The organism is Mesorhizobium sp. P2_C7, assembly GCF_056404515.1.
Map to the genome: position 1 here is coordinate 16308 of NZ_JBFUDW010000016.1, position 16162 is coordinate 32469.

The 16162-nt window shown below is 60.4% G+C and carries 17 protein-coding genes; 9 read left to right on the forward strand and 8 right to left on the reverse strand.

Annotated features, from left to right (window positions below; all coding sequences use genetic code 11):
• The first annotated feature begins 23 nt into the window (after positions 1-23).
• The 6 genes from AC1D2G_RS27560 to AC1D2G_RS27585 all read left to right on the forward strand — a co-directional run bounded on the left by AC1D2G_RS27560 (position 24) and on the right by AC1D2G_RS27585 (position 6751).
• Positions 24-491, forward strand: coding sequence for a chemotaxis protein CheW (locus AC1D2G_RS27560; protein ID WP_477417985.1), 468 nt, complete (start codon positions 24-26; stop codon positions 489-491).
• 137 nt (positions 492-628) lie between these two features.
• A complete protein-coding gene (locus tag AC1D2G_RS27565; RefSeq protein WP_477417987.1) occupies positions 629-1723 on the forward strand; it encodes a CheR family methyltransferase in 1095 nt (364 codons plus the stop codon).
• Positions 1723-2427, forward strand: a complete 705-nt coding sequence (locus AC1D2G_RS27570) for a chemotaxis protein CheW (RefSeq protein WP_477417989.1) — start codon at positions 1723-1725, stop codon at positions 2425-2427. Before AC1D2G_RS27565 ends, AC1D2G_RS27570 begins: the two co-directional genes overlap by 1 nt.
• Positions 2424-4691 (forward strand): hybrid sensor histidine kinase/response regulator, encoded by a 2268-nt coding sequence (locus AC1D2G_RS27575; protein ID WP_477417991.1) that lies wholly within the window; start codon positions 2424-2426, stop codon positions 4689-4691. Before AC1D2G_RS27570 ends, AC1D2G_RS27575 begins: the two co-directional genes overlap by 4 nt.
• A gap of 22 nt (positions 4692-4713) precedes the next feature.
• Positions 4714-5733: a chemotaxis-specific protein-glutamate methyltransferase CheB gene (cheB, locus tag AC1D2G_RS27580; RefSeq protein WP_477417993.1), complete on the forward strand. Its 1020-nt coding sequence runs from the start codon at positions 4714-4716 to the stop codon at positions 5731-5733.
• A 13-nt stretch (positions 5734-5746) separates the two neighbouring features.
• Entirely contained in the window at positions 5747-6751 is a 1005-nt protein-coding gene (locus AC1D2G_RS27585) for a diguanylate cyclase (RefSeq protein ID WP_477417995.1), read from the forward strand.
• A gap of 255 nt (positions 6752-7006) precedes the next feature.
• Here AC1D2G_RS27585 and AC1D2G_RS27590 read toward each other — a convergent pair whose 3' ends face one another.
• Positions 7007-7198, reverse strand: a complete 192-nt coding sequence (locus tag AC1D2G_RS27590; protein ID WP_477417997.1) for a hypothetical protein — start codon at positions 7196-7198, stop codon at positions 7007-7009.
• Positions 7199-7721: 523 nt separating this feature from the next.
• On the opposite strand from AC1D2G_RS27590, the gene AC1D2G_RS27595 reads away from it, so the two are divergent.
• Positions 7722-8018: a helix-turn-helix transcriptional regulator gene (locus tag AC1D2G_RS27595; RefSeq protein WP_477417998.1), complete on the forward strand. Its 297-nt coding sequence runs from the start codon at positions 7722-7724 to the stop codon at positions 8016-8018.
• Here the strand turns inward: AC1D2G_RS27595 and AC1D2G_RS27600 are convergent.
• From AC1D2G_RS27600 to AC1D2G_RS27610, 3 genes are all read right to left on the reverse strand, one after another.
• Entirely contained in the window at positions 7972-9228 is a 1257-nt protein-coding gene (locus AC1D2G_RS27600) for a tyrosine-type recombinase/integrase (RefSeq protein ID WP_477418000.1), read from the reverse strand. The genes AC1D2G_RS27595 and AC1D2G_RS27600 overlap by 47 nt on opposite strands.
• Positions 9229-9520: 292 nt before the next feature.
• The gene (gene guaA / locus AC1D2G_RS27605; protein WP_457154900.1) at positions 9521-11083 is read right to left on the reverse strand and encodes a glutamine-hydrolyzing GMP synthase; all 1563 of its coding nucleotides are present in this window, start codon (positions 11081-11083) and stop codon (positions 9521-9523) included.
• Positions 11084-11138: 55 nt separating this feature from the next.
• Positions 11139-11714 carry a MarR family winged helix-turn-helix transcriptional regulator gene (locus AC1D2G_RS27610; RefSeq protein WP_477418002.1) on the reverse strand — a complete coding sequence of 192 codons (576 nt, stop codon included), beginning with the start codon at positions 11712-11714 and terminating at the stop codon, positions 11139-11141.
• A gap of 11 nt (positions 11715-11725) precedes the next feature.
• On the opposite strand from AC1D2G_RS27610, the gene AC1D2G_RS27615 reads away from it, so the two are divergent.
• The gene (locus AC1D2G_RS27615; RefSeq protein WP_477418004.1) at positions 11726-12043 is read left to right on the forward strand and encodes a hypothetical protein; all 318 of its coding nucleotides are present in this window, start codon (positions 11726-11728) and stop codon (positions 12041-12043) included.
• 12 nt (positions 12044-12055) lie between these two features.
• On the opposite strand, the gene AC1D2G_RS27620 is transcribed toward AC1D2G_RS27615, so the two are convergent.
• From AC1D2G_RS27620 to AC1D2G_RS27635, 4 genes are all read right to left on the reverse strand, one after another.
• Positions 12056-12691 carry a 5'-methylthioadenosine/S-adenosylhomocysteine nucleosidase gene (locus tag AC1D2G_RS27620; RefSeq protein WP_477418006.1) on the reverse strand — a complete coding sequence of 212 codons (636 nt, stop codon included), beginning with the start codon at positions 12689-12691 and terminating at the stop codon, positions 12056-12058.
• Positions 12692-12695: 4 nt separating this feature from the next.
• Positions 12696-13154 carry a PaaI family thioesterase gene (locus AC1D2G_RS27625; RefSeq protein ID WP_095088397.1) on the reverse strand — a complete coding sequence of 153 codons (459 nt, stop codon included), beginning with the start codon at positions 13152-13154 and terminating at the stop codon, positions 12696-12698.
• 87 nt (positions 13155-13241) lie between these two features.
• On the reverse strand, positions 13242-13694 hold the full coding sequence (locus AC1D2G_RS27630; protein ID WP_477418008.1) for a TspO/MBR family protein: 453 nt from the start codon (positions 13692-13694) through the stop codon (positions 13242-13244).
• A 76-nt stretch (positions 13695-13770) separates the two neighbouring features.
• Positions 13771-15060 (reverse strand): RsmB/NOP family class I SAM-dependent RNA methyltransferase, encoded by a 1290-nt coding sequence (locus AC1D2G_RS27635; protein ID WP_477418010.1) that lies wholly within the window; start codon positions 15058-15060, stop codon positions 13771-13773.
• 322 nt (positions 15061-15382) lie between these two features.
• On the opposite strand from AC1D2G_RS27635, the gene AC1D2G_RS27640 reads away from it, so the two are divergent.
• A complete protein-coding gene (locus AC1D2G_RS27640; RefSeq protein ID WP_258592052.1) occupies positions 15383-16060 on the forward strand; it encodes an MIP family channel protein in 678 nt (225 codons plus the stop codon).
• Positions 16061-16162 lie beyond the last annotated feature (102 nt).

Genomic DNA, 16162 nt, shown 5'->3' on the forward strand with positions numbered 1-16162 from the left:
CGAGCCGGCAGTAGGAGGTGACAATGCTATTCCTCGCCTTCAGCATGGGTCCGGATCGCTACTTGATCGATGTCCAGCAAATTGAAGAGGTGCTGCCTTATATTGATGTGAAAGTTCTGCCGGGTGCGCCAACCGGTGTGGTGGGTCTGGTCAGCTATAACGGCATACCCATCCCTCTCATCGATGTTACTCTTCTTGCGCTTGGCCGGCCATCGGAGCGCCTATTGAGCACCCGGGTCGTTGTCACTCGCTATCCGGCGCATGATGGCGAGCAACGCCTGCTTGGGCTGATCGCGGAACGGGTGACCGATACGCTCGAGCGAGACCCTGCCGATTTCGCGCCGTTCGGACTTGAGCCAGGAACCCCGCCCTATCTTGGGCCGGTGGCTTCCGATGGTTCGGAGATCATTCAGTGGGTCAAAGTGGAAGCGCTGCTTTCGGAAGAGATTCGTACCGCATTGATCCGCCAGGCCGCGATGGGTGATCAATGACCGGCGCAATAGAAAGGCTCCTGACGGAAACCATCGGACTGGACAGTGCCAGCGTTGGTCCGACAGTGGTCGGTCAAGCGGTCAGAGATCGGATGGCAGCGTGCCGGATAACCAACCCTCAGGCCTATAGGGAACACTTGACCGGTTCCTCGCAGGAGCTGCAGGAGCTGATCAATGCGGTGGTGATCCCGGAGACCTGGTTCTTTCGCGACCGAGAAGCGTTCACAATGCTGGCGCGGCATGCGCGCGTGCACAAGCGTGCTCAGCCGATAAAAGTCCTGAGCCTGCCATGTTCAACCGGCGAAGAGGCCTATTCGGTCGCCATGGCCATGTTCGATGCCGGCTTGGAGGCGCACGAGTTCAAGATCGATGGCGTGGATGTCAGCAGCCGCAATATCGCGACGGCTGAACGCACCATCTATGGGCGCAACTCGTTTCGCGGCAGCCATCTCGAATTCAAGGATCGCTATTTCGAAGCGGCCGAGGGCGGGTTGCGGCCTATTGCTGCGGTGCTGAAACAGGTTCGTTTTAGGGTAGGAAACCTGTTCGGTTCTCGCGCGTCTTTCGGGCAAGAGGTCTATGACATCGTGCTTTGCCGCAATTTGCTGATCTATTTCAATCGAGAGCTGCAGGATCGCGCATTGATCTGCCTGAAGGACCTGCTGACCAAAGACGGACTTCTTCTGGTCGGTCCGGCGGAAGCAGCTCTTCCAAGGTTGCATGGCTTTATTTCCGCTGAATGGCCATTGGCGTTTGCCTTCCTGAAATCGGAGCCAGTCAAGACCCCGGCGCCGAAAGTTTCGGCCGCCATCCCGGTGCCAACCCCGAAGGTCAACAAGAGCAAGCCTCTTCTTCCGCCCCGACCGACAATTGGCAATGAAGGCCGTGAGCAGGCGCCGGCCAAGCCGCTTGCACAGGCCTCGGAAAGCCTCATCGCGGTTGAACGGATCGCCAATGCAGGACGGGTAAAGGAGGCACAGGAGGTCGCCCTCGCCCATCTCAAGGAATTCGGTCCTTCCGCGCAAATCTTCTACTTGCTGGGCCTCGTCCAGGATGCGGATGGCGCTGCACCCCAAGCCGCGCAAAGCTATCGTAAGGCGCTCTATCTCGCGCCAAATCATCGAGAAGCTCTCGTCCATCTGGCTTTGCTGCTTCGCAAGCAAGGCGACCATAACGGCGCCGAGGCGCTGGCCGGCCGGCTGGGTCGGGTCCAGAAAAGGAGCGGCAGCTGATGGCGGCTTCGACAAGGATCGCTCGGCCGGTGGAGGAGATTGAAATCGATGACTGCTGGCGGCAAATAGGCGTACGGGGTGACAAGTCATGTCCGCTACTGGAGCAGCATCTCCACTGCCGGAATTGCCCGACCTACAAGAAAATTGCACGACGCCTCCTTGACCGTGCTGCGCCCTCGGCATATCGCGACGAATGGCCTGATAACGCTGGTCGTGCAGGGATCGATCCGGCAGACGGCGAGGCGCTGCAGACGGCCGTTCTCTTCCGTTTGGGGGAGGAATGGCTGGCACTTCCGGTCGGTATTTTTCATGAAGTGGCTGAATCTCGTCGCATTCATTCACTTCCACATCGCAGGAACAGTGCACTGCTCGGTATTGCGAATGTCCGTGGTGAATTGCTTATTTGCCTGTCCCTGGCCGAACTGCTCGGGATAGACGAGCGCAAGGAGGGGGAACAAGGCACACGAACCAAGGTATTTCGCCGCCTAGTCGTGGTGGGCGAGCGCGACAAGCGGGTTGCTTTTACGGTTGATGAGATCCACGGCTTACATCGGTACCAGGAACGCGACACTCTCGCTGTTCCGGCCATGATTGGCAAGGCACTGTCGGCCGCTACGGTTGCCGTGCTGCCTTGGCAGGGACGAGCCGTTGGCTGTCTCGATCCACGACAACTGCTCACGATGCTGGATCGGAGCATCGCATGACAGACGAAGACTTAAGCCAGGTTTCGATGCTCAGCCTCTTCCAGGCCGAACTGGAGACGCAGTCACAGGCTCTGACCTCTGGGCTTCTGGCACTCGAACGCGATCCTGTCGCCGCCGATGCCCTGGAAGCATGCATGCGTGCCGCGCATTCCCTGAAGGGAGCTGCCCGCATCATCGACCTAATGCCCGCGGTCAAAGTTGCAAATGCGATGGAAGACTGCCTGGTCGCCGCACAACGTGGGCATCTCAGGGTGCGACGGGAGCATATAGATGGGCTTCTGCAAGGCTCTGACCTTTTGAAATTGATCGCATCGGGATCATCGAGCGAGAGCGCAGAAGTCGAAACCTTTCTCGCGAAGTTCGAGGAATTGTCCCTCCCCGAGGCAAAGCCCAGACCTCAAGATTCAGCAGCTGATTTCGCAACTCCAGATCATGCCCAGGAGCAGCTGGCGACGACTTCTTCAGCGAACCTCCTCGTTGGGACGGTACCGCAGGCCCATGGCAGCATCGGCACTGATAGAATGGTTCGGGTGACCGCAGACAGCCTGAACAGATTGCTCGGGTTGGCTGGCGAGTCGCTGATGGAAGCTCGGCGGCTCAGGCCATTCGCTGACGGGCTGCTGCGGCTGAAGCGACTTCAATCGGACCTCGCAAGTGCGTTCGACAATCTTCATGCAGTGCTGCCGCCGGGTTCAAACGATGCGGCGGTAGTGGAGGCGCTGGCTGAAGCACAGCGAAAGCTTCGGTTGAGCCAAGCGTTCCTGGCGGAGCGTCTCGATGAACTGGATTCAGTGGATCGGAAAGCGACCGATCTTGCCAACAGATTGTACGACGAAACGTTGGCGAGCCGGATGCGGCCTTTTGAGGACGGCGTGCGACATTATGCGAGAACGGTCCGCGACCTCGGTCGTACCCTTGGCAAGCGGGTGCGACTGGAGATCGTAGGCGGCTCGACCGGCATCGACCGCGATATCCTCGATCAGCTCGATGCCCCTTTGGGGCATCTTTTGCGTAACGCTGTAGATCATGGGCTTGAACCGTCAGAGGAGCGCCTCGCGATGGGGAAGCCCGAAGAGGGGCTGATCAGGCTCGAAGCGAGGCATAGTGCCGGGCTGCTGCAGATAGCCGTGGTGGACGACGGCAGGGGGATCGAGCTCTCGAAGCTGCGCGAGACTGTCGTCGCCCGGCAGCTTGCAACCAGGGAAAGTGCTGACACACTCAGCGAAACCGAATTGCTCGCATTCCTGTTTCTGCCAGGCTTTTCGATGAAAGCGGGCCTTACCGACGTCTCCGGTCGCGGTGTGGGGCTCGATGCAGTGCAAGCCATGACGAAGGAGGTCCGGGGAGTCGCAAGCGTCTCCTCAGAATTTGGGCACGGAACCCGATTTCAACTGCAATTGCCGCTGACGTTGTCGGTCCTGCGCACGCTGCTCGTCGATGTTGATGGAGAGCCCTATGCTTTTCCACTCGCTGCCATTTCCAAGACTTTGAAACTGCAGCGGACGCAGATCGATCTCCTGCAGGGCCGGCCGCATTTTCGCTTGAACGATCGACAGATCGGGCTGGTCACCGCGCGCGAGGTGCTGGATCGAGGTGAGCCCGGATCGGAACCGGACGAACTCTCGGTCGTCGTCGTGGATGCGGGGCGGGGCGATGCGTACGGCCTGATCGTTGACCGTTTTCTCGGGGAACGCGAGTTGGTGATCAGACCTCTCGATCCACGGTTTGCCAAGATCAAGGACATCAGCGCAGCAGCCCTGATGGAAGACGGTTCGCCTGTTCTGATCTTCGACGTCGACGATCTGATCCGATCGGTGGAAAAGCTTGCGTCGTCCAGCCGATTTCGAGCTCTTCGGCGCGCCGTGGGCGGTCCCGAAGCGAGCAGGCGCAAGCGCGTGCTCGTGATTGACGATTCACTGACGGTTCGCGAACTCCAGCGCAAGATGCTGGGCAATTACGGTTATGAGGTCGAAGTGGCGGTCGACGGTATGGACGGGTGGAATGCCGTCCGGTCTGGTCCTTTCGATCTCGTCGTCACCGACATCGACATGCCTCGCATGGATGGCATCGAGCTGGTGAGTTTGATCAGAAAGGACGCTCATCTCAAGAACACACCCATCATGATCGTTTCATACAAGGATCGGGAAGAAGATCGCGCGCGCGGGCTCGACGCAGGTGCGGACTATTATCTGACCAAGAGCAGCTTTCAGGACGAGGCGCTGATCCATGCCGTCGTGGACATGATTGGGGAGGCTGCTGAATGAGATCGAAATCGGAAGCCAACGAATGAGAATCGGCGTAGTCAACGACATGCCGATGGCGGTTGAACTTCTGCGTCGACTGGTCCTGTCGACCGGCGAACATCAGGTCGCATGGATCGCGACCAATGGGCGGGAGGCGGTCGAGGTCTGCAGACGTGATCTGCCGGATCTCATACTCATGGATCTAGCAATGCCAGAGATGGACGGCGTGGAAGCGACCCGCAGAATCATGGCGGACACCCCATGCTCAATCTTGTTGGTGACCGCCAGCATCGAAGCCAACCTCGCCGGCGTCTACGAAGCAATGGGTCATGGCGCGCTTGACGCAGTCGATATTCCGTCAGTGGGCATCGAAGGTAACGCGTCCTCGCAATCCGCACGGCTTTTGACGAACAAGATAGCAACGATCGGCAAGCTGATCGGTGATGCGCCGACCAAGGCAAAAAGGCGGATGTCACGTGCGGCAGAGCCGACACCTCGACGCCTAATTGCAATCGGTGCCTCCGCCGGCGGGCCGGCTGCCGTTGCCGCAGTCCTGAGCGCGTTTCCCATTGATTTTGGCGGCGCGATCGTACTCGTCCAGCATCTTGATGCTCAGTTCGTTCCAGGCCTTGCTGATTGGCTGGGGCAGCATACGCCTCTCCCGATTCGTCCGGCGCGGGAAAAGGATAGTCCTCAAGCGGGCACCGTTCTCGTTGCCAGTTCTGCGGATCATCTGGTTTTCAAGTCAGCTCAGCAACTTGGCTATACGCCCAGCCCCAAGGACAATGTTTATCGGCCGTCCGTAGATGTGTTCTTCGAAAGTGCGGCGCAATGGTGGCCTGGCTCGGTGATTGGTGTCCTGCTCACAGGCATGGGCAGGGATGGTGCGCGCGGGCTGAGACAGCTCCGCGACAAGGGGCATCTCACAATCGCGCAGGATAGAGCAACCAGTGCCGTCTATGGCATGCCGAAGGCCGCCGCCGACATCGGCGCGGCTGTTGATATTCTTCCTTTGAGTGCGATCGGCTCACGTATAATCGAAGCCTGCGAGCACTCCACGTGAAAGGGCTCGTCCGATGACGCAAGAACCAGAGCTGGTCCCGCCACTTGCAGATAATTATTCATCCATGGTTCTGCTCATCGATGATCAGGTCATGGTTTGCGAGGCGGTCAGGCGCGCTTTAGCCAACGAGCCTGATATTGCCTTACACTTCTGCACCGACCCGTTGAGAGCGATGACAGTCGCGGATGAGGTAAAGCCAACCGTTATCCTGCAGGATCTCGTCATGCCCGGGGTCGATGGGCTGCATCTGGTGCGAGAATACAAGAAGCATGCTTCGACACGCGCGGTCCCAGTCATTGTGCTATCGAGCAAGGAAGATCCAGCCACCAAGGGCGAAGCCTTCGCTGCGGGAGCGAACGACTATCTTGTCAAACTGCCGGATCGTATCGAGCTGATTGCGCGCATCCGATATCATACGCGGGCCTATCTGGATCACGTCCAGCGAGACGCAGCGTACCGCGCGCTAAGGGAAAGCCAGCGACAGCTGATCGGTGCAAACCTCGAGCTTGAGCGTTTGACACGGATCGATGGCTTAACGGGTCTCGGCAACAGGCGCTATTTTGACGAATATCTGGCGGCTGAATGGAAACGCGCTTTTCGCGCACAGTCCCCATTGTCGCTGTTGATGATCGATGCCGACAACTTCAAACGATACAACGATACCTATGGCCATATGGCCGGCGACGAGGTGCTCAAGCAAATCGCCCGCGTAATCCAGAGCGGTTCCGGCCGATCCACAGACCTCGCTGCGCGGTACGGAGGCGAAGAGTTCGTCATCGTGCTGGTCGACACTTTACTGGAACAATCCAGTGCGATCGCAGAGCGGCTCGTCCAGAGCGTGCGGGAGTTGAACATACCCCACGGCCCGGATCACGTGACCATCAGCGTTGGCGTCGCAACAACGGTGCCCAACGAGAACGAGACGCCAAACGATTTCGTCAATGCCGCCGATTTGGCACTGTTTCGTGCCAAATCGGAAGGACGAAATCGTGTGGCGCTTCATATGTCCCGCAGCTAGAGAAGCTCAAGGCACTTCCGATCGGATGCGTGATCTGAGGCCAAGTTCGGCCTGCGAGGAGGCGAAGATCGGGGGCTTTCCTCGGCCGGTCTAAGGAGCCGGACAACTGTTTTTGTGCGGGGCGTAAGAGTAAAAAGGAGGGTGAGTCGACGTCGGCTAGCTTACGCGCCTCAGACAATGCAGCTACGCGTCGCGTCGCGGCCCGCAAGGCCGAGGCGGCACACAGGTTGCGCGGTATCCGGTAAGCGCGCGCTGTTATTCGGTCTTTGGCGGCACTTCTTTCTTTATAGTTTGGGTGTCCGCAGCCTTCGACATATCGGCCTTCTCGACGCTCGCTGTTTTCTGCGTGTCGACCGATGCCTGTACCTTCTCGTGAAATGGGCAATCGGCATAGGCGGCGGATACGGACAGTCCTAGCGCTGTTGCTATTGCGAGGATTGTTTTCATTCTCATCTCCTCATTCATCGATGAAGCAGCGTAGCGTGCCCGGCGCCGACGACAAAATCACATTTGCCCTCGTGCGCGTGCGCTTGCGCGCGCAATCGCGACTCCGTTCGCAGCAGTCGAGATGCTGGTCGCAGGCAAAAACTAGCCTGACGACGACATGATTGGGTTGATCTCAGTATCCGGGAATCTGCAGGCGGCAATTGCCAGTGCGCCATGTGTCATGGAGTCGGATCTTCGCGGGAAGACGCGCTTTCTGGTCGATTGGGTTCGGCATAACGGCGAGCAAGCTGGCGAAATACCAGACGTCATCGTCAGGCTCGCCGAGCAGCCTGCTCTCACCCGGACAGACTTGCAACGTCACGACCTCAGCATCCCCGGCCGGGATGAAAAGCGGCATTCTGAAACGAGTTAGACTTGTCCCTTTCGCAGGTCGAAACCACCGATGACACTACTCCAAGGCTGAAGCTCTTTTCCCATCAAACACAATCGTCTTCAATTCCGGGTCACTGCTCAGGAGTACGAGATGACCCGATCGAATGAAGAAAGACTGAAACGCACAATCCGCAGGCATCAGCTGCGCGAAATGGTGCCGCTTGCGGACAGTACGATCTACGAAATGGAACAGCGAGGGGAATTTCCGCGGCGCTTCGCTTTGACCCCACGATGCGTGGTTTGGGATCTGAGCGAGGTTCAGGCGTGGCTTGCTGCCCGTCGCTCAAAACCCATCCTCCGGGCGCCCGGTCCCGACGTGAAACAGCGTCGAGCCCGCCCGGTCAAAGGGCGGGATCGGGCGCCAAGATCGGCATCGACTGCGGGATGAGCGTTGGCACGTACTTCTTGCCATCGACCCAGGCGTCCAAGATGTCCGACCATTCCTGCATCATGTGCCGACGCTGCACCTCATACTCGGCTTTGTTATAGACGCCGCGCGACGAGCGGCCGTCCTCATGCGCCAGGCACTTTTCGATCCAGTCGCTGTTGAAGCCGAGTTCGTTCAGCAGAGTCGAACCAGTCCGCCGTAGGTCGTGCACCGTAAACGGCTCTAGAGGCAAACCTTCCTCCTTGGCCCGCTCGACAACTGCATAGGTTACCCGGTTAAAGGTGGCGCGCGACATCGGAGCATCTGCGTCGTACCGAGACGGCAGAAGGTATCTGGAATTTCCGGCACAGGTCTTCAGGGCAATCATGATATCGAGCGCCTGGCGCGACAGGTAGACGTTATGCGCCTTCGATCGCTTCATGCGCTCCTTTGGGATAGTCCAGAGCGCATTCTCGAAGTCGACTTCATCCCACACTGCGTCCTGCAACTCGCTTTTGCGCACCATCGTGAGGAGGTAGAGCCGCATTCCCAACCGGATCGTGGGAAGCGTGGCGATGTGCTCGAGCTGTTTCAGCATCACTCTGATTTCAGAGGGCGAAAGCGAGCGGTCTTTCGGCACAAAGGTGGCGATTGATGCTGGGCCTACTTCGTCGGCCGGATTGGCGACCTTCTCTCCATGTAAGATGGCGAAGCCGTAAATCTGCTTCAGGATGTCTCGCACGTGGATGGCCGTCGCCGGGGCACCGCGTTCAACGATGCCTCCGCAGTGGGCTCGTAGATCGTCCGGTGTGATTTCCGACAGCAGGCGATTGCGCCAGGCAGGAAGAAGCTCGCGCTCAAAGATGGAACGCCGCATGGCGCGCGTGCTGTCGGCCATCGGCGCGGCGGTGAGCCACTTCTCCCCGAACTCGCCAAAACTCTTCGCCTCTTTCAGGCGACGCTTCTCGCGCTGCTTCTCTATCGCTGGTGACCGCCCATCTCTGATGGCGCGCTTGGCGTCCAGGCATTTCTCTCGAGCGAGTGCGAGCGAGATTCCGTCTCGTCCATATCTGCCTAGTTGCACCGTCTCACGGCGCCCATTGAGCCTGTAGTCCAGCATAAACGAGATCGCGCCACTCGGCATGACCTTGACATACATACCGTCGCGGTCCGCAACCTTGTAGACTTTTTCTTTTGGTCTCAATGACTTAATGGCGACGTCAGTCAGCATAGCTGCTGCCTCCAAAAAAGTACCGTCAGGGTATTTTCGAGGCCTGTCGACAGAAAATTCTATTTACTTTCAATTCCTTACGGGCAAAAAAGTACCGTCACAAGCCTTACTGGCCATGACGGTACTTTGAAAAATCCCAAGGGGCAATATGTGGCAGATCCGTCAGGCAGCCCGCCGATGCCAATTTCTGCCTACCGATAGCTGTCGAACGCTACTGGAGAATTATCTTTTTATTTTCAGATGCTTAAGGAGAACAATGGCGAATAATCGGCGGTATTTGAGTGGGCCTGAATCATTCCCACTCTATTGTGCCGGGCGGCTTTGAGGTGACGTCGTAGACGACGCGGTTGATGCCGCGGACTTCGTTGATGATGCGGGTGGCGGCGGAACCCAGGAACGCCATGTCGTAGTGGTAGAAATCCGCCGTCATGCCATCGACAGAGGTGACGGCGCGCAGCGCGCAGACGAACTCGTAGGTGCGGCCATCGCCCATCACGCCGACAGTCTGCACCGGCAGCAGCACCGCGAAGGCCTGCCAGATGGCGTCGTAGAGGCCGGCCTTGCGGATCTCGTCGAGATAGATGGCGTCGGCCTCGCGCAGGATCTCCAGCTTCTCGCGGGTAATGCCGCCGGGACAGCGGATGGCTAGGCCAGGGCCTGGGAACGGATGCCGGCCGATGAAGCTTTCGGGCAGGCCGAGCTCCTTGCCAAGGGCCCTCACCTCGTCCTTGAACAGTTCGCGCAGCGGCTCGACCAGCTGCATGTTCATGCGCGCGGGCAGGCCGCCGACATTGTGGTGCGACTTGATGGTCACCGACGGGCCGCCGGTGAAGGAGACGCTCTCGATGACATCGGGATAGAGCGTGCCTTGCGCCAGGAAGTCGGCGCCGCCGAGTTTCTTCGCCTCCTCCTCGAACACCTCTATGAACAGCCGGCCGATGGTCTTGCGCTTCTTCTCCGGGTCGGCCTCGCCTTCCAGCGCCGAGATGAACTTGTCGGCGGCATCGACCAGGATCAGCGGCAGATTGTAGTGCTGGCGGAACATCGCCACCACGCCCGCAGCCTCGTCCTTGCGCATCAGCCCGTGGTCGACAAGGATACAGGTCAGCTGGTCGCCGACTGCTTCGTGGATCAGAAGTGCGGCGACCGACGAGTCAACCCCGCCCGACAGGGCGCAGATGACCTTGCCCTTGCCGACCTGCTTGCGGATCGCCTCGACCGCGTGTTCGCGGTAGGCGCGCATCGTCCAGTCGCCCTCGATGCCGGCGATGTTGTGAACGAAATTGCGCAGCAGCCTTGCGCCGTCCGGGGTGTGCACGACCTCGGGGTGGAACATGATGCCGTACATCTTGCGCTCGACATTGCCGAAGATGGCGAAGGGCGAGCCTTCGGACTTGCCGAACACTTCGAAGCCCTTGGGCAAGGAGATGACGCGGTCACCGTGGCTCATCCACACCTGGTGGCGCTGGCCGGGCGCCCACAGGCCCTCGAACAGCGGGCTGTCCTTCTCGATCTCGACAAAGGCGCGGCCGAATTCGCGATGATCGGAGCTTTCGGCGACGCCGCCCATCTGCACGCACATCGCCATCTGGCCATAGCAGATGCCAAGCACCGGCACGCCGGCATCGAAGACGATCTGCGGCGCGCGCGGGCTGCCGATGTCCGACGTCGAGGCGGGGCCGCCGGACAGGATCACGGCCTTCGGATTGATGCGCTCGAACGCCGCCTCGGCCGACTGGAACGGCACGATCTCGGAAAACACGCCGGCCTCGCGGATGCGGCGGGCGATGAGCTGCGTAAACTGGCTGCCGAAATCGACAATCAGGACGGTGTCGGGATGATTGGCTGTTTTCATGGCGAGCGTTTAGAGAAAGAAATGAGTCGACGCAATGGGTTGCGGGGCCTTGCTGTCACTTCGATTCCACGACTTCACCTTCAGCGCCAGTGTCTTCATCCTTCGCCGCAGCCTGTCCGGCCGCAAGTGCCCGCAAAGCGCCCATCAGCGCCGTGAACCGCTCCTCGCCAATGCGACTGACATAGCGCCGCTCGATCTCCATCTTGACCCGATCGCCGTCGCGCAAGGCATCCAGCCCCTTGCTGGTGTAACGCACCAGCTTGCCGCGGCCATCTTGCGGATCGGGCAGACGCTCGACGATCCCCTCCGCCTCGAGGCCGTCGAGCAGTTGCTGGATCGCCTGCTTGGAGATTGCCGAGCGTTCGATCAACGCCGACTGGCGCATGCCGTTCCTGGTGATGTGTCCAAGCAGTCCGGCGCGTGCTTCGGTGAACCAGCCGTGACCGGCGGCGCGCATCGCGGCGGCGAATTCGGTCTGCCAGGCGCGGCTTGCCTGCCAAAGGCGCCAGCCGACGTGATCGGGCAGGGTGTCGATTTTTTCGTCAAGCTCCTTGACCATTTTCTCCAAACTCCATATAGTCAAGATACTTGACGATAAACATCCCGTCGAGGCTCTTTCGAACTCAAGCACGGACAGGGACCATGACAATTCTCGACAGGAACATGCTGGCCGTTATCATGGTTGGCACCACGCATGTCATCGACATGGGCGGCAAGGACGCCTTCATCCACTACGAAAACGAGAACCGGGCGCATATGCTGCTACCGGATGGTACCCTTTTCCATGGGATCTGGATGCTGCTCGACCGCGGCTACAAGGTCGAATGGAAAGATGGCCCCACCGGCTCCTGGAAACTCGATCATACGCCAGGAGCGATCGACTATGTCGATGCGAGCGGCGCCGTGCGCGGGCGCATCTCGCGCATCGATTTCAGCGATCCGGAGAGCCTGGCGGCTTGATGCTATTTCCGGTCAGGCGCTCAGCAAGCCATCGCCGATCGCCTGTTCCAGCCGCCCGACCGCTGCGGCCAGTTTCTCGTCGATGACGTGTAGATATTCGGTCCAGTCGCCGACGTGCCGCAGATCCGCCGCGCCGTCGGAAATGCCGCGCAGCCCGATCAGCGGGATGTCGAACAGCTGGCAGGCGCGCAGGCAAGCGAAAGTCTCCATGTCGACCATGTCGGCGGCAATTGCGTCATAGGCGGCGCCGGTGACGATCGCGCCACCGGTGGACAGCGTTGCCTCCCTCAGGTCGGGAATCCTGAACGGCAGCGGCACGGTCACCGGCAGGTCAAGGAAAGGCGTCACGCCCTTTTCGAAGCCGAGCGGCGAGGCGTCGATGTCGCGGTAGCTAACCGACACGGCCTGGTAGATTTCCGTCTGCTCCAGCGTCCGGCTGCCGGCCGAGCCGAGCGATACGACGAGGTCCGGCAGGGTCTTCCGAGACTTCAGCAAGGAGAGTTCGGCGCCCAGCCTGACGCCGGCCTCGACCGGTCCAACGCCGGTCATCAGCGGCGTGAACAGCCGCTTGAGGTGCGGGCCATACTCGGCCTCGGCAGCCATCACGAAGAGGACGCCCTTGCCGCCAAGCCGCACAATCTTGCCCATCGGATTAGCCTTCGATGCCATCACGCCCGACCACCGTCATCATCGTACCGGTCATGGTGGCGATCAGCTTGGCCTCGCCGTCGGCGGCAAAGGCATAGGCCTGGCCGTCGGCGACGATGATGGTGCGGCCGGGTTTTGTCACCGAACCGCGGAACAGGAAGCGTTCGCCCCTGCCCGGCGCCAGCAAATTGACCTTGAATTCGATGGTCAGCACGCCGGAGTTTTCCGGCATCAGCGAGAAYGCGGCATAGCCACAGGCCGAGTCCAGCGCTGTCGAAATGACGCCAGCATGCAGGAAACCATGCTGCTGGGTCAGTGCCGCCGAATAAGGCATCTCGATCTCGATGATGCCCGGCGTCACCAGCGTCAGTTCGGCGCCGATCGTGGCCATGGCCTGCTGGCGCGCGAAGGAGGTTCTGACGCGATCCTCATAGTCCGGGGCGGGTACGATCTTTGCTGCCATGGCCGCTGCCTTTCTTTATGCGGATAAGCTTATTGCAGAGGCATGGGCGGCAGGCAAATGCTTTTGCTGCACTGCAGCAAACCGATCTTAATTCAACCAGAGAAGCGATGCGTTGAGCAAGGTGGCAAACGCAACCCATGCCGCATATGGCGCGAACAGCCATGCGGATGCCCGGTCGCGGTTCCAGGCCGTGGCGATGAACAGCCCAATGCTGGCGAGAAGAAGCACGATCACAACAAGCGCGAGCCCCATCATCTTGGCTCCGAAGAAGGTCGGCGACCATAGGAAGTTCAGCACCAGTTGGACGACCCAGATCTTCATCGCGGCTCCCGACGACGCTTGCAGCCATGTCCGCCAGCCGGCCACGGCGATCAGCAGATAGAGGAGTGTCCAGGCAGGTGCAAAAACCCAGTTGGGTGGATTGAAGGGCGGCTTGGTGAGCGATGCATACCAGGCACCCGGCAGTGTCGTATAACCGATCAGCAGGCCCCCGCCGAGCACCACAATGACGAAAAGCAGAAGCGACAGATATCTTTGCAAGAATCCTATCCCGCGATCGCGGCCAGACGCGCCGCTTCTGCAACTGGGGCGCTATCGCCGCCTGTCAACGGCAGCGTCAGTTCGCCTTGCGCAACGCACAGAAGTAAAACCCATCCGTGCCGCTCAACGCCGGCGACAGCGAGACGTCGCCGGCCGGACCGATTCGCACGGCCGTCTTATGGCCGGGAAAACGGCTGTCCCAGAGCGCGCGATGATCGACCGGGACAAAGCCGCTGTTGCGGTGCCGGAATGCCGCAACCTGCTCGCCATTCTCCTCGTCGAACACCGAGCAGGTAATGTAGACCAGCAAGCCGTCTGACTTGACGTAGGCTTTGGCGGCTTCGAGGATCGCCGACTGCTCGCCCTTGCGGGCGTCGAGTTGTCTTTGCGTCAGCCGCCATTTGGCATCGGGACGGCGCCGCCAGGTGCCGCTGCCGGTACAAGGCGCGTCGACCAGCACGATGTCCATATGGTTGCCGAGCGGAGCGAGTTCGGCCGGCTTGGTGACGACCTGCACATTGCGGTTTTCCGAGCGACGGATGCGGTCGAAGATCGGCGCCAGCCGCGCCTTTTCGGCGTCGTGGGCAAATATCTGGCCCCGATTGTCCATCGCAGCCGACAGCGCCAGTGTCTTGCCGCCGGCGCCGGCGCAGAAGTCGAGCACCTGCATGCCGGCCTCGGCGCCGGAAAGGGCAGCCACGACCTGCGAGCCTTCGTCCTGGACCTCGAACCAGCCTTTCTGGAAAGCCGGCTCGGCTTGCACGTTAGGGTGCCTGCCGTCGCCATCGATCGGCGGGATGCGGATGCCTTGCGGCGCGATGGCGGCTGGTCTCGCGCCGGTTCCGGTCAGCTCGGCCAGTACCTTGTCACGGTTGGCCTGCAACGTGTTGACCCTGATGTCGAGCGGCGGTCGCGTCGCCAGCGCCGCCCCCTCATCAGCCCAGGTGTCGCCGAAGGTTTTCTCGAAAAGCGGCACGCACCAATCGGGTATGTCGGCCCGCACCGCGGCCGGTGCATCGGCGAGCCGGCGTTCGGAAATGGCCTGAAGCTCGGTGGCAGTCAGCAAAGGCGGCGCGAATTTGTCACCGTCGAGCGCATCGTTCAGCGACTGCGCCGTCAGGCCCCATTCGAGCAGCAGCGCGCCGAAGCCGATGGCGCGCGGCGTGTCTTCCCCCAACAGCCATCCGGCGGAACGCTTTCGGCGCAAGCCGTCATAGACGATGTTGCCGATCGCCGCGCGGTCGCCGCCGCCGGCGAAGCGGTGCGACAGGCCCCAATCCTTCAGCGCGTCCGCAACCGGCCGGTGACGCCGGCCGATGTCTTCCAGCACTTCGATGGCCGCAGCCAGCCGTCCGCCCAGTCGCATTCGTCATTCCATCAAATCGAGCACATGATCTCCCGGCCTGCTCTTAGAGCCTTTCGCGACTGGATTGAACCCCGCTTCCGTCACATGCCGACGAGGTTGACTTGACCGAGGCAGGCTGATCGCCCAACCAGTAAATGTCCTTGGCCAGCAACAACAGATCAATCAATAGATGACAGGTTTCTAATGTTCGTAACTGGCGCCCGCAAGTACGCGATCTGGCGCAACCGCTCTGCTTTCCAAGTTTTTCGGTTGGGAATACTCTTGCCGCCATGATTCGCGGCACGGAAAACGTGGACCTGCGGATCGCTACGAGGAGAGGGCAATGAAGACTTATCTGGCGGAAGTTCTAGGCACATTTCTGTTGGTGTTCATCGGTACGGCTTCGGTGGTGACCGGCGGCTTCGGCGGTGCGCTGCCGCTCGGCCAGGAAGGCATCGGACTGGCATTCGGCATCGGTCTCATTGCGGCGGCCTATGCGATCGGCCCGATTTCAGGCGCACATCTCAATCCGGCGGTGACGCTCGGTGTCTTCCTTGCCGGCCGGCTGCCAGCCAAGGACGTCATCCCCTACTGGATTGCGCAGATCATCGGCGCCATCCTGGCCTCGCTGGCATTGTGGATCATCGTCTCCGGCCAGACCGGCGGACACACCGGCGGCTTCGGCGCCAATGGTTGGGACGTGGCGAAATGGGGCGTCAGCTCGGCGTTCCTGTGGGAACTGATCGGCACTTTCACCTTCGTCACCGTGATCCTCGGTGTCACCGCTGAAAAGCACTCGACTGCGTTCGCCGGGCTGGTCATCGGCCTGACGCTGGCAGGGTTGCACTTCGCCATTATCCCGGTCACCGGCACATCGCTCAATCCGGCCCGCTCGATCGGCCCGGCGCTGTTTTCCGGCAGTGCGGCGATCGGCCAGCTCTGGCTGTTCATCGTTGCACCGTTGATCGGCGGCGCCATTGCCGGCGTCGTCGCCAAGGCGCGCGTCTTCGAGAAGGACTGAGGTTGGAAGCTTGAATACGAAAAAGGCGCGGGCCGTGGCCCACGCCTTTTTTTGCCGACCCTGCCGCGTCCCAACGACAAGGCCATACCTCACTCGCCTGTT

Coding starts and splice junctions, on each gene's coding strand:
- AC1D2G_RS27570 (WP_477417989.1), top strand. CDS start 1,723: ATGGCGGCTTCGACAAGGATCGCTCGGCCGGTGGAGGAGATTGAAATC.
- AC1D2G_RS27615 (WP_477418004.1), top strand. CDS start 11,726: ATGACAATTCTCGACAGGAACATGCTGGCCGTTATCATGGTTGGCACC.
- AC1D2G_RS27595 (WP_477417998.1), top strand. CDS start 7,722: ATGACCCGATCGAATGAAGAAAGACTGAAACGCACAATCCGCAGGCAT.
- AC1D2G_RS27640 (WP_258592052.1), top strand. CDS start 15,383: ATGAAGACTTATCTGGCGGAAGTTCTAGGCACATTTCTGTTGGTGTTC.
- cheB (WP_477417993.1), top strand. CDS start 4,714: ATGAGAATCGGCGTAGTCAACGACATGCCGATGGCGGTTGAACTTCTG.
- AC1D2G_RS27600 (WP_477418000.1), bottom strand. CDS start 9,228: ATGCTGACTGACGTCGCCATTAAGTCATTGAGACCAAAAGAAAAAGTC.
- AC1D2G_RS27575 (WP_477417991.1), top strand. CDS start 2,424: ATGACAGACGAAGACTTAAGCCAGGTTTCGATGCTCAGCCTCTTCCAG.
- AC1D2G_RS27585 (WP_477417995.1), top strand. CDS start 5,747: ATGACGCAAGAACCAGAGCTGGTCCCGCCACTTGCAGATAATTATTCA.
- AC1D2G_RS27590 (WP_477417997.1), bottom strand. CDS start 7,198: ATGAAAACAATCCTCGCAATAGCAACAGCGCTAGGACTGTCCGTATCC.
- AC1D2G_RS27635 (WP_477418010.1), bottom strand. CDS start 15,060: ATGCGACTGGGCGGACGGCTGGCTGCGGCCATCGAAGTGCTGGAAGAC.
- guaA (WP_457154900.1), bottom strand. CDS start 11,083: ATGAAAACAGCCAATCATCCCGACACCGTCCTGATTGTCGATTTCGGC.
- AC1D2G_RS27620 (WP_477418006.1), bottom strand. CDS start 12,691: ATGGGCAAGATTGTGCGGCTTGGCGGCAAGGGCGTCCTCTTCGTGATG.
- AC1D2G_RS27560 (WP_477417985.1), top strand. CDS start 24: ATGCTATTCCTCGCCTTCAGCATGGGTCCGGATCGCTACTTGATCGAT.